We start from the raw sequence: 10413 nt of genomic DNA on the forward strand, positions 1-10413 counted from the left end.
GGAGAAGACCGAGACGATGTTCGCCTCATAGGGCTTGCCGGAGCGGGAGGCGGAGCGGGCCACGCAGTCGAGGACGACCGTGTCTCCCTCGGCCACGATCTGCGAGGTCTCGATGGTGTAGGGGACGTCGGGGGAGAACAGGTCCATCAGCGGCAGCATGAACTTGTTGAGGATTCGTCCATGCCGACCCAGTTGCCGGCGAGTGCGTGGTCGCCGGGGATGCGGAACTCGACGTCCTCCCAGAGGGTTCGCCTGGATGGCTTCCGGGTTCCGCTCGTCGATGGCCTTGAGGTAGGCGAGGACAACGCTCTTCGCGTCGGTGGAGGTCATGACTGCTCCCGGTGGTGGGGTGGTTGATGACGGTGGCCCGCTTCGGCGGTGGGACGGGGCCGGTGGTTCCGGTGCGCCGTGCGCACCGGAGCGGGCCGCGGGCCGGACGCGATCGGCACGGTCCGAGGTGATCGGACCGGGGTTCGGGTGGGCGTCGCGGGATGCCGTCGCGGAAAGGGAGTCGCACGTCGGGCCGATGAGGCCCGGCCCTGCGGACGCTACACGGGTTCGGCCCCGCGCCGCGACGGCGTCGTGGGCGCTTGACGCCCTTTGTGGAACGGGTAGTTGCCGAGCAGTGGACGGGTTGAGACGGCGCAGTGGGAAACGGTGGGTGGAGGGCGGGACGGTCCCGACGGCGGGCGGCGCCTCCCGGGGTGGGAAGGCGCCGCTCCCGGCCTGCACCGCCCTCCCGGCCCGCGCCGTCGCCGGCGAGGTCCGCCGCGTCAGCGGGAAGCGGGCCGTCTCAGCCGGCGGTGGGCGAGGTGTCGCGGAATGTGCGGGATGACCTGCTCGGCGAAGAGCCGCATGCTGCGCGCGGACTCCTCGTGGGTGGGGTTGCCGGAGATCACCTGCAGGCTGATGGTGATGTCCCCGAACCACTCACGGATCGTCCGGAGCCGTTCGACGACCTCCTCCGGGGTGCCGACCAGCACCTTGTTCTCGGCCAGCGCCCGGTCGAAGTCCGCCCGGGCGATGTTCTCCACGACCTTCTCGTAGCCCGCGTACCCCTCGCTGCGCCGCTCCCCCCACGCGGCCACCGCGTCCCGCATCACCGCGTTGCTGCGCCGGGAGTACTCCTTGCCCTTGGCCTGGCCTCGGCGGGGTCCTCGCTGAGGTAGCAGTTGTAGCTCATGTGGACCTCGCCCTGGCCGGGGTGGCCCGCGTCGGCCCACGCCTTGCGGTAGAGGCCGAGCATGTCCTGCACGACCTCGCGCTTGGAGATCGAGGGGACCATCATCAGGCCGTGGCCGTCACGGCCGGCCTGCCTCGCAGGAGGACGGGGTCTTCGCCGTGGCCACCAGGATCGGCGGGGTGGCGGGCGCTGGTAGGGCCGCGGGCAGGCAGGGTGACCGGGCCGAAGGAGTGGAAGGTGCAGCGTCCCAGACGACGTCCTCCTCGCTCCACAGCCTCTGGCAGGCCTTCAGGCCCTCGTCGAACCGTGCCCTGCTCTCGTCCATGTCGATGCCGAAGGCGTCGAACTCGTCGGGCAGGAAGGCGCGTCCGAAGCCGACCTGGAGCCGGCCGGCGGGGAGATGTTGTCGAGCATGGCCAGCTTCTTGCCGGCCAGTTTCAGCGGATGCGTGGGAACGCGGGGATGACCGCGCCGGTCACCAGCTTGATGCGGCTCGTGCGGGCCGCGGCGGCGGTCAGGAAACGTGACCGGGTCCGGGCTGTAGCCGCCGTACTTGAAGGAAGTAGTGCTCGACGGTTTTGACGTGGTCGAACCCGAGCTGCTCGGCGAGTTCGACCAGGCTCAGACTCTCCTCGAAGTAGTCCGCCGCGTCCTTGTCGTCCGGCCCGACGGTGGGAAAGAAGTTGATGCCGAATTGCATGCTGGCTCCCTTGTGCTGGCAGTCGAGGGGCGGTCGGGGCGGTCAGAAGACGACGCTCGCGCCGCCGTCCACGGGCAGGACGAGGCCGGTGGCGAACGACGCCTCGGGGCGGGCCAGGGCGCGACCATCCACCAGGCCACCTCCTCCGGCCGGCCCACACGCCCCAGCGGCACCCGGTTGCGCTGCCGTGCGGGCAGTCGCGCGATGCCCTCGGGGTCGAGCCCGGCGTGCTCCGCGAATCGGCGGGTGTCGACCGGCCCGGGGGCGATGCCCGCGACCCTGATGCCTTTGGGGGCGAGCTCAGTGCCCAGGTGCGGGTGAGGAAGTCGAGGGCGGCCTGGTGGCTCCGTAGACGGAGGGCGGGCCAGCCACGCTGGTTGCCGGCCGTGGTGACGTTGAGACACGAGACCCTTTGGAGGCCTCCAGGAGAGGGCAGCGCCTCCTGGGTGAGGAACAGCGGGGCGAGCAGGTTCGTGGCGACCTGGCCGCGGGTGTTCTCGGGGGTCGATGCGGCCCAGGGGCGCGGACTCCATCGTGACGGCCGTTGTTGACCAGGACGTCGATGCCGCCGAGTTCTCGCGTCGGCCGCCGCCACCACGGGCGCGGCGTCGCGTGTGCGCGGATCCGAGAGGTCGGCCGCCGAAGGGGTGGATGCCGGTGTGGCCCTGGGCGGTCTGGGCGAGTACCGCGGTCCCTGCGGCCGACCACGAGGACACGGGCACCTTCGGCGGCGGAGAAGGCGTTGCGCGCGGCCGCCCGGCCGATTCCCTTACCGCCCCCGGTGATCACCACTGTCCGGCCCTGGAGCAGGCCCTGTGCTGGCTGAGTCATGGCTGCACTTCCTCGCTGGGATGTGCGGGCCGTGCCGGGGGCGTGTTCCCGCGCCACGGCCTCGCGCGCGTCGTGTCAGTACTCGTAGCCGCTCGCCGGTCGGCGCCGACCGGTGACCACCACAGGTTGCCCTGGGTGACACCGTCGGCGAACAGGGCGCTGCGGCCCTCGACGCGATCCGGCCGTCCGTCCCAGCGCAGCATGTGCACGCCCTCGACCTGCAGCCGTTCGTACGGGAGGTGGTTGCCCTCCTTGGCGTGCTCGCGGTACCCGTCGAGGCGGTAGACGTCGATCGAGGGACGCCGGCCTCCTGGTCGATGAGGACGTTGAGGGTCTCGGGAGGAGATGCGGCCGCCCGTGGCGGCCATCAGCTTGCCATCTTCGCCAGGTAGTCGTCCAGGCCGACGAACCAGCCGGAGAACTGGTGGTTGCCCGGCATCTGGAAGCGGACGTCCGGCGACCAGTACTGGAGGATCTGCTCGCGGTCCCCGGTCACCAGTGACGCGTACGCCGCGGCCACCCGTTCGCGTGTCAGCTCGGTCATGCTCACAACCTTCTTTTCCTCGTTCGATGCCGGCCGGATCAGGTGCCGTCGTGGGTGATGAGGCGGTGCTTGACCCGCCACTGGCCGTCCTGGAGGACCAGGACGTCCTCGCCGACGGTGCTGAGATAGGTGGTGGCCCGGCCGCCCGGGGCGTCTCGCGAAGACCATGGCGTAGTAGCGGGTCAGGACGGTGTCGGTGTCCTGCCGCTCCGCGGCGACCATGCCGAACAGTGCCGCCGCTGCACGTCGCGTCCGGGCCAGCCGGGTCCATGCCCGCGCGCATCCGCTCGGCGATGACGGCGCGGCCCGTCCAGGGCTCCGGCTTGACGTTCTGCGCGAAAAGGACACCGTCCTCGGTGAAGCCGTCCGCCCATTCTCTCGGCCCGCCCGCTCGTCGAGGAGCTGCATCTGACGGCGTAGAACTGCGTGATCAGGGCGTACGTCTCACCGTCGACCGGGTTGTCGGTCTTGAAGGGTCCGGACACCGGATCAGGCCTCCCCGACGCCGGACTCGACCAGGTCCGACAGGTGCGGCTCTCCCTTGATGACCGCGCCCAGCGCCTTCAGGCGGTTGCGGAACTCCGGCTCCTTCAGGGCCTGTTCGAAGGACGCCTGGTCCTCCCACTCCGCGACGTTGAAGTACACGGAGGGGTCGTTCTGCGAACGGACGAGCTGGTAGCGGATGAGGCCGGGACGGGTGCGCATGAACTCGGCGACATGGGCGTAGACGCGTTCCAGGTCCCTCGGCCGCTCCGGTGAGTGTCAGCTTGTTGACGAAGACGACCACGGACGACTCCTGTGTCTCGAAGGGTGACGGCGGCGCTCGCGCGGACCGCCCCTGCCCCCTTCGACGCCTCCGCTGGCGGCCGGTTGGGGCGGCGGTGGAGGAGGGCGGGCGCCCCACCGGAACCCCACCGGACCTCCAACGGCCGGTCGCAGACTGGGCGCCCCGGCCCGCCCGGTACTCCGACGGCGGCCCGGGACGATCCCGACGACCCAAGCGACCAAGGAGTGGCCGTGTCGGACGAGCACGTACCCGTTCTCATCGTGGGCGGCGGCCTCGCGGGCCTCACCACCGCGCTGTTCCTGGGCCTCCACGGCGTCCGGCCGCTGGTGGTGGAGAAACACCCGGGCACGTCGGTCATCATGAAGGCCGCGCCGGACAAGTACCCCCACACCATGGAGGCGCTGCGGATCGGCGGCATCGCCGACCGGATCGCCGCCGCGGGGCCCCGACGCCGGCACCGGCGAGTTCTACATGGTCGTGGCCGACAGCCTCGCCGGCCCCGTCCTCAAGCGGATCATGACCGAGGGGCGAGATGGCGATGTGCGGCACGTCTCGCCCGAGAAATGGGCGATGGCGGGTCAGGAGCGGACCGAGGTGATCCTGGCACGACCGGGGCCGCGGAACTCGGCGCCGAGCTCCGCTTCGACACCGAGCTGGTCTCCCTCACCCAGTCTCCGCGGACGCGGTCACCGCGGTACTGAGGGACGTGCGCACGGGCACGGAGCGGACGGTGACCGCCGACCACGTGGTGGGGGCCGACGGCGCGCACAGCGCCGTGCGCCGGAAGCTGGGCATCGCCATGCACGGCCGCGGAACCTCGGTGAGATCTTCCGGGTCTTCTTCGACGCCGACCTGAGCGGACCGCTGCGGCAGCTGCCCGGCCCGTCGCGGAAGGCCGTAAGTTCGCGCTCTTCTGGCTCCAGCAGCCGGTGCCCGGCGGTTCTTCTACACCACGGACGTGCCGGGCCGTTTACGGCTACGTGCTCGGCATGTCCCGCAATCCGCCGGACTTCGCCGCCTTCACCGAGGAGCGGTGCGTGGAACTGGTCCGTACGGGGCTGGGCCTGCCCGACCTGGCGATGAAGGTCGTCGAGACGGGGCGCACCGACATCGTCAGTGAGATCGCCGACCGGTTTCAGCCGAGGGCCGCGTCCACCTTGTGGGCGACGCGGCCAGGCTGGTGCCCGCACCGGGCGGCCTCGGCGGCAACACCGCGATCACCGACGGCTTCTACCTGGCGCGGGAAGCTGGCGATGGTCGTCAAGGGGGAGGCCGGTCCCGGGACTGCTCGACAGCCACGACGCGGAACGCCGTCCGGTCTCGGAGATGATCGGGGAGCAGCAGCTGCGCAAACACCGTGGAACGGCTCGCGGGCTCGACGACGACGACGGTGCGCTCGCCGATCCGCTCCCGCCCGTGGTCCAGGCCTTCGGCTTACCGCTGCGCGAACGGCGCCGTGGTCCGCGAGCCCGACGACGCCGGGGAGCTGCTGGAGGACCCCGCCGCCCCGGACCGCCGGCCCGGATCGCGGGGCGCCCTACGTGGTGCTGCCCGAGGGCTCACCGGCGGCGTCCACCACCGCCCTGTTCGGCAGGTCCTTCGTGCTGCTCAACGGGGAGGGCGCCGGTGACGCGTGGACGGCCGCGGCCGCCGGGCGGCCGGGCCGGCTCGGCATCACCCTGCCGGTGCACCGGGCTCGCCGGTGCCGAGGGGAGAAGAGCTACGGCGTGACCGGGGCGGGGTGCGGTGCTGGTGCGGCCCGACCCGCTTCGTCGCCTGGCCTCGCGGCGCCCAGGGGCCGCGGCCGCCGGACGCCGACGCCGCGCGGAAGGCGCTGGAGAGCGCCCTGCGCACCGTCCTGGACCGCCCCGGCCCGGTCCTCTAGCACCCACCCCCCGGGCCGGGCCGCCCACCCTCACGGGCCGGCCCCTCGGTACCGACGAGCCACCCCACACCTGTTCGGACGATGGAGGAGACGACGATGATTCTGGTGACCGGAGCCACGGGAAACGTGGGCGGCAAGGTGCTGGCGCTGCTGCGCGCCGACGGGCACAAGGTGCGGGCGCTCACCCGCGACCCGGGCCGGGCGGCGTTCGACGGGGGAGCGGACCTGGAGGTGGTCGCGGCCGACCTGGGGCGCCCGGAGACGCTGGCGCCCGCGCTGGACGGGGTGCAGAAGGTCTTCCTGATGGTCGCTCGGCGCGAACAAGGCGACGACACGACGCGCATCTGGTGGCCGCCGCGCGCGAGGCGGGCGTCGAGCACATCGTGCAGCTGTCCACCCTCGGGGTGGAGATGGCCGAGGACGCGGAGAGCAACCCCGCTGGGCCACTGGCACCGTGTCGCCGAGGAGGCACTGCGGGACTCCGGGATCGCCTGGACGATCCTGAGGCCGAACGGCTTCATGAGCATGAACCTCGGGCTGGGCCGAGTCGATCAAGGCCCGAGGGAGTGGCCCGCGGGCCGCTCGCGGGACGTACCGGAGGCGATCGTGGACCCGCGTGACATCGCCGAGGTGGCGGTGCGGGCGCTCACCGGGGAAGGGCACCGGGGCCAGGTGTACGACTGACTGACGGGACCGCAGGCGCTCACGGCCCGTGAGCAGCTCGCCGTGCCTCGGGTCGCTGCTGGGCCGTGACCTGCGCTTCGAGACGGTGCCGCTCTCCGTGCAGCGGGAGATGATGCTGCGCCACTTCTCCGAGGAGACCGTGAACGGGGTGATCAGGACGCTGCAGGAGGCGATCGAGCACGGCAGCGAGCTGCACGGCCGGCTGTCGCACCGACGTGCGCCGCGTCCTCGGCCGGGGCCCCGGTCCTTCGCCGCCTGGGCCCACGACCACCTGCACCTGTACCGTCCCTGACCGCCGCCCCGTCCCGGCCCGGGCGGCCGCCCGCCGCCCGGGCCGGGACGGAAGTGGCACACTCTGTACCGGACCACGGATCAGCGAACGACGAGGAGCTCCCATTGCCGTGCCGGCCGACCCGCAGGAGGCACTTCGCGGACGCGGGGGCGCGGCATCGACCCGCGGGCGGCCCGGAGCAGGGCCGCAGCCCTCGCGGCGGCCCAGGAACTGCTCGTGGAGCAGGGGTGGTCCGCGGTCACCCATGTCGCCGTCGCGGCCCGCAGCGGGGTGGGCCGCACCACCCTGTACCGCCACTGGCCGGACTCCCCCTCCCTCATCTACGAGGCCATCGCCCAGCGCATCGCGAGCGCCCGCCCCGCGCGGACCGGTGTCCTCCGTGAGGACCTGGTCGGTCAGCTCCACGGACGCGGTCCCTGCTGCACGACCCGGTGGGGGAACGGGCATGCGGGTGGTCGTCGAGCGCGCCGGCGTGGACCCCCACCTTCGCCAGGCTCAAGGAGTCGCTGTACCAGGCGGGCTCCGGAGGGTTCCGCGCGATCGTGGAGCGCGCGAAGGAGAGCGGCGAACTGCCCGGCGACCTGGACACCGAGCTGGCCATCGACCAGCTCGCGGGCCCGCTGATGTTCCGCCGGCTGCTGGCGAGCGCACCTTCGGCGAGGAGGAACGTGCACGCCGTCGTCGACGCCTTCCTCGCGGCCAACGCGCGCCGTCCCGGTCCCCGGGCGGCGGACGGCGGCGGCGAGAGCTGAGGCGCCGCCCCCCGACAGGGGTGTGCCGCCCCGGCCCCCGTCGGGGGAGCGGGCCGTGATCAGCGCCGCGCCAGCTGCTCGTACCGCCTGGCGGGTGCTCCCGCGGTCACCAGGTCGCCGCCCTGCGGTGCGGGACGCCCGTTCGGCACGCCGGGTTCGGCGGCCAGCACGGAGTCGGTGTGCGCCAGCAGGTCGATGGCGGGGTCGCCCGCCAGGATCGCCTGGTGCAGCCGGCGCACCCGCGGCGAGGGGTCGAGGCCGAGCTCTCCTCGCGCAGCACACGTGCTCAGCCGCCGCAGCACCTCCAGCGCCTGGGTGCGGCGGCCGGTGCGGTGCAGCGCGAGCATGAACTGGGCGTGCAGACCCTCGTGCATCGGGTACTTCGCCGTGAGCCGGTCAGCTCGCCCAGCAGCTCCTGGTGCCGGCCGAGCCGGAGGTCCGCGCCGATGCGCTGCTCCGCACGCTGGTGCGTTCCTCCTCCAGACACCACGAGATGGGCCCGCAGGACGGGACCCCGCTGTACGTCGGAGAGGGGGCCGGCCCCTGCCACAGGCGCAGGGCCTCGGAGAGACAGGCCGAAGCCCGCACGTCGTCGTGGTGGAGCGCCGAGCGGCCCTCGCGCACCAGGGACCAGAACCGGTTGGTGTCGAGTTCGTCGCTGTGCACGGTCAGCAGGTAGCCGCCGTCGCGGGTCTGCAGGATGTCGCGGGCGGGCCTGGAGGCTGCCGATCCGCGGCACCCGCCGCAGGCTGCGCCGCAGCTGGAGGATGTACGACTGGAGGGTGGACAGTGCGCTGTTGGGAGGGGAGTTCTCCCACAGCTCTTCGATACACGTGTCGGTGGACACGACCTGGTTCGCGTTGAGGAGCAGCAGGCTGGGGTGAGCAGTTGCCGCTGCTTCGGAGCCGTCGGCGTGTAGGACTCGCCGCGCTCGATCATGCGCAGGGGTCCCATACGGAGAATTCCACGTCGGTCTCGCACACCTTCGCGGAGAGTGACACAGGGGGTTGGCCGCGCCGGACGGGGCGGCTCACAGCACTTCCGACTCCTTCGGGCCACGAGCGCGGCGCTGCCCCCAGCCGCGCGCGGGAAAGCCCGCACCCCGCGTCGGCCACCGCTCGCATCCGCACTCGGCGCGGAATTCTCCGTATGTCGCAGATCCATGATCCGAAATACCCCCTGTGTTGTGCGGCGTTAATTCGCCGAATGAAAATGCATATTAATCAGGGGGTGCACATCTGCCGTCAATCGGCGGCTCACCTGTCCCGGATCGGCCCTCAAGTGGCGCCCCCGGCCTGCGATCCCGTGGTGCGAAGGCGGGAACCCCACGGTAACGCCCGCTCTCCGGCCCGTCGAAAGACAGCGATTACCGGGCTGTGACTGGCCCCGGTCTAGGCTTCACGCGCATATGGGTCCGCTGAATTCCATGGCATTCGTCCTGTGGGGGACATGGGCAATGGGGGAAACGCGGGCAGTGCGTCGCGGGGGCGGAAAAGTGCCGGGGGGCGCACCACGACAGGAGGAACCGCGGCCTGTCCGCGCGACCAGCCGAACGCCGCGTGCGGGGCTCCGGCGGCCGGCATGCCGATCTTCGACCACCCCACCCGTACGTACGACTTTGGAGCGGTTGGATTAGATGGCTGATGAGAAGGAACTGCGGGAGTACCTCAAGCGCGCGGTCGCGGATGCGCGGGACGCCCGGCGGCGGTTGCGTGAGGTGGAGGACCGGGCGTGCGAGCCGATCGCGGTCGTGGGGATGGCGTGCCGGTTCCCCGGGCGGGGTGAACGGCCCGCAGGAATGTGTGGGAGCTGCTGGACCGGGGGTGGACGCGGTCTCCCCCTTCCCGGACGACCGGGGATGGGACGAGGACGTCTACGACCCGGACCCGGACCGGGCGGGCAAGTCCTACGTGCGTGAGGGCGGGATTCCTGGAGGACGCCGCCGATTTCGAACCCGAGTTCTTCGGGATGTCGCCGCGGGAGGCGCTGGCGGCGGACCCGCAGCAGCGGCTGCTGCTGGGAGACGGCGTGGGAGGCGATGGAGAGCGCGGGGCTGGTGCGGCCGCGTTGCGCGGCGCAGCCGCACCGGAGTCTTCGCCGGGCTGATGTACCGGGGGTTCGCCGCGAGCATCCTGGACGACGTCCCCGTCGACGTCCAGGGCTACGGTCGCGGGGGGTGCCTCCAGCAGCATCGCCGTGGGCCGGGTCTCGTACACGTTCGGGTTCGAGGGTCCCGCGGTGGGCGGTGGACACGGCGTTGTTCGTCGTCGCTGGTGGGGATCCACCTGGCGGCGACGGCGGCTGCGCCGGGGTGAGTGGCGATCTGGCGCTGGCCGGGGGGGTGACGGTGATGGCCACGCCGACCTCGTTCGTGGAGTTCTCGCGGCAGCGGGGCGCTGTCGCCGTCGGGGCGGTGCAAGTCGTTCGCTGCCGGGGCCGACGGCACGGTGTGGGGGGAGGGTGCGGGTCTGGTGCTGCTGGAGCGGTTGTCGGACGCGCGGCGTCTGGGGCACGGGGTGCTGGCGGTGGTGCGGGTTCGGCGGTAACCAGGACGGTGCCTCGAACGGTCTGACGGCGCCGAACGGTCCGTCGCAGGAGCGGGTGATCCGGGAGGCGCTGGCCGACGCGGGGCTGTCGTACGCGGATGTGGACGCGGTGGAGGCGCACGGGACGGGCACGCGGCTGGGTGACCCGATCGAGGCGCAGGCGCTGCTGGCCACCTACGGGCAGCAGCGCCGTGACGGGCGTCCGCATA

14 protein-coding genes and 8 pseudogenes are annotated in these 10413 nt (G+C 72.1%); 10 read left to right on the plus strand and 12 right to left on the minus strand.

The window, feature by feature from the left end; translation table 11 throughout:
• From ABD655_RS16775 to ABD655_RS16805, 9 genes and pseudogenes are all read right to left on the minus strand, one after another.
• The coding region (locus ABD655_RS16775) for a nuclear transport factor 2-like protein (RefSeq protein WP_344715987.1) at nucleotides 1–330 on the minus strand (330 nt) is incomplete at its 3' end.
• A gap of 443 nt (nucleotides 331–773) precedes the next feature.
• Nucleotides 774–1100: a hypothetical protein gene (locus tag ABD655_RS16780; protein ID WP_344715989.1), complete on the minus strand. Its 327-nt coding sequence runs from the start codon at nucleotides 1098–1100 to the stop codon at nucleotides 774–776.
• Entirely contained in the window at nucleotides 1100–1288 is a 189-nt protein-coding gene (locus tag ABD655_RS16785) for a hypothetical protein (RefSeq protein WP_344715992.1), read from the minus strand. Before ABD655_RS16785 ends, ABD655_RS16780 begins: the two co-directional genes overlap by 1 nt.
• Before the next feature lie 13 nt (nucleotides 1289–1301).
• A pseudogene (locus tag ABD655_RS17020) lies at nucleotides 1302–1577 on the minus strand (LLM class flavin-dependent oxidoreductase); the annotation flags it as partial.
• Between the two features lie 120 nt (nucleotides 1578–1697).
• Nucleotides 1698–1883: an LLM class flavin-dependent oxidoreductase gene (locus ABD655_RS16790; RefSeq protein WP_344715994.1), complete on the minus strand. Its 186-nt coding sequence runs from the start codon at nucleotides 1881–1883 to the stop codon at nucleotides 1698–1700.
• A 185-nt stretch (nucleotides 1884–2068) separates the two neighbouring features.
• Nucleotides 2069–2416 (minus strand): annotated as a pseudogene (locus tag ABD655_RS17025) (hypothetical protein); the annotation flags it as partial.
• Nucleotides 2417–2710: 294 nt separating this feature from the next.
• Nucleotides 2711–3082, minus strand: a complete 372-nt coding sequence (locus ABD655_RS16795; RefSeq protein ID WP_344715996.1) for a hypothetical protein — start codon at nucleotides 3080–3082, stop codon at nucleotides 2711–2713.
• Nucleotides 3082–3258: a nuclear transport factor 2-like protein gene (locus ABD655_RS16800; RefSeq protein WP_344715999.1), complete on the minus strand. Its 177-nt coding sequence runs from the start codon at nucleotides 3256–3258 to the stop codon at nucleotides 3082–3084. Before ABD655_RS16800 ends, ABD655_RS16795 begins: the two co-directional genes overlap by 1 nt.
• Nucleotides 3259–3747: 489 nt before the next feature.
• Nucleotides 3748–4002 (minus strand): annotated as a pseudogene (locus ABD655_RS16805) (antibiotic biosynthesis monooxygenase family protein); the annotation flags it as partial.
• Between the two features lie 273 nt (nucleotides 4003–4275).
• On the opposite strand from ABD655_RS16805, the gene ABD655_RS16810 reads away from it, so the two are divergent.
• The 7 genes and pseudogenes from ABD655_RS16810 to ABD655_RS16825 all read left to right on the plus strand — a co-directional run bounded on the left by ABD655_RS16810 (nucleotide 4276) and on the right by ABD655_RS16825 (nucleotide 7658).
• Nucleotides 4276–4746: an FAD-dependent monooxygenase gene (locus tag ABD655_RS16810; protein WP_344716000.1), complete on the plus strand. Its 471-nt coding sequence runs from the start codon at nucleotides 4276–4278 to the stop codon at nucleotides 4744–4746.
• A gap of 29 nt (nucleotides 4747–4775) precedes the next feature.
• Nucleotides 4776–4901: an FAD-dependent monooxygenase gene (locus ABD655_RS17030; protein ID WP_425561682.1), complete on the plus strand. Its 126-nt coding sequence runs from the start codon at nucleotides 4776–4778 to the stop codon at nucleotides 4899–4901.
• 297 nt (nucleotides 4902–5198) lie between these two features.
• Nucleotides 5199–5375, plus strand: a pseudogene (locus tag ABD655_RS17035) (FAD-dependent monooxygenase); the annotation flags it as partial.
• A 651-nt stretch (nucleotides 5376–6026) separates the two neighbouring features.
• Nucleotides 6027–6614: an SDR family oxidoreductase gene (locus ABD655_RS16815; protein ID WP_344716003.1), complete on the plus strand. Its 588-nt coding sequence runs from the start codon at nucleotides 6027–6029 to the stop codon at nucleotides 6612–6614.
• A gap of 28 nt (nucleotides 6615–6642) precedes the next feature.
• Nucleotides 6643–6906 carry a hypothetical protein gene (locus tag ABD655_RS16820; protein ID WP_344716006.1) on the plus strand — a complete coding sequence of 88 codons (264 nt, stop codon included), beginning with the start codon at nucleotides 6643–6645 and terminating at the stop codon, nucleotides 6904–6906.
• A gap of 156 nt (nucleotides 6907–7062) precedes the next feature.
• Nucleotides 7063–7200: pseudogene (locus ABD655_RS17040) on the plus strand (TetR family transcriptional regulator); the annotation flags it as partial.
• Between the two features lie 137 nt (nucleotides 7201–7337).
• Entirely contained in the window at nucleotides 7338–7658 is a 321-nt protein-coding gene (locus ABD655_RS16825; RefSeq protein ID WP_344716008.1) for a TetR-like C-terminal domain-containing protein, read from the plus strand.
• 59 nt (nucleotides 7659–7717) lie between these two features.
• On the opposite strand, the pseudogene ABD655_RS16830 reads toward ABD655_RS16825, so the two are convergent.
• The 3 genes and pseudogenes from ABD655_RS16830 to ABD655_RS17050 form a co-directional block, all read right to left on the minus strand.
• Nucleotides 7718–8059: pseudogene (locus ABD655_RS16830) on the minus strand (BTAD domain-containing putative transcriptional regulator); the annotation flags it as partial.
• Nucleotides 8055–8324 (minus strand): BTAD domain-containing putative transcriptional regulator, encoded by a 270-nt coding sequence (locus ABD655_RS17045; protein WP_425561683.1) that lies wholly within the window; start codon nucleotides 8322–8324, stop codon nucleotides 8055–8057. The pseudogene ABD655_RS16830 and the gene ABD655_RS17045, both read right to left, overlap by 5 nt.
• A gap of 79 nt (nucleotides 8325–8403) precedes the next feature.
• Nucleotides 8404–8661, minus strand: a pseudogene (locus ABD655_RS17050) (AfsR/SARP family transcriptional regulator); the annotation flags it as partial.
• A 633-nt stretch (nucleotides 8662–9294) separates the two neighbouring features.
• Between ABD655_RS17050 and ABD655_RS16835 the strand changes: the two are divergent.
• The 3 genes and pseudogenes from ABD655_RS16835 to ABD655_RS16845 all read left to right on the plus strand — a co-directional run.
• A complete protein-coding gene (locus tag ABD655_RS16835; RefSeq protein ID WP_344716009.1) occupies nucleotides 9295–9576 on the plus strand; it encodes a polyketide synthase docking domain-containing protein in 282 nt (93 codons plus the stop codon).
• On the plus strand, nucleotides 9459–9764 hold the full coding sequence (locus ABD655_RS17055; RefSeq protein ID WP_425561684.1) for a beta-ketoacyl synthase N-terminal-like domain-containing protein: 306 nt from the start codon (nucleotides 9459–9461) through the stop codon (nucleotides 9762–9764). The genes ABD655_RS16835 and ABD655_RS17055 overlap by 118 nt, the downstream gene beginning before the upstream one ends.
• A 354-nt stretch (nucleotides 9765–10118) precedes the next feature.
• Nucleotides 10119–10413, plus strand: a pseudogene (locus ABD655_RS16845) (hypothetical protein); the annotation flags it as partial.

The sequence above is a fragment of the Microbacterium terregens genome, from assembly GCF_039534975.1.
Taxonomy (GTDB): domain Bacteria; phylum Actinomycetota; class Actinomycetes; order Actinomycetales; family Microbacteriaceae; genus Microbacterium; species Microbacterium terregens.